Annotated in this window: 1 protein-coding gene; it reads right to left on the reverse strand. The window is 48.4% G+C overall.

From position 1 onward, the window contains the following. Positions 1 to 504: N-6 DNA methylase (locus tag R7093_RS28525; RefSeq protein ID WP_318147446.1), on the reverse strand; the 504-nt coding region annotated here is incomplete at both ends.

The following is a 504-nucleotide window of genomic DNA, read 5'->3' on the forward strand; positions in this document are numbered from 1 at the left end:
CTCTTTAACGTGATCGAATGAGCAAGCCAGGAATCCGCCCGTACCGCAGGCGGGATCCATAATCTGCTCACCTAGTTTAGGGTCAAGACGATTGACGATAAAGCGAGTCACTGCGCGAGGGGTGTAGAACTCACCCGCATTACCTGCACTTTGTAGGTCACGGAGGATTTGCTCGTAGATGTCACCGAACAGGTGGCGTTCTTTAGAGTCAGTAAAGTCGATTTCGTTGAGCTTGTTAATCACTTGGCGCAGCAGTGTGCCATTTTTCATGTAGTTGAAGGCATCACTAAAGGCTTCTTTCACTACAAAACCACGTGGGTTGGTGTCTTTCGGTGCAGTAAGGTTTTTTAACGTCGGGAATAGGTCATCATTGATGAATTCCAGCAGCTCATCACCTGTAATGCCTTGGTTATCTGCCGCCCAGTTACGCCATAGGTACTTGGCTGGGATGGGTTCGCGGTAATCATCTAACTCGAACTCTAGCTCTTCCTCTTGAGCATCAAA

The organism is Vibrio sp. 1580, assembly GCF_033340055.1.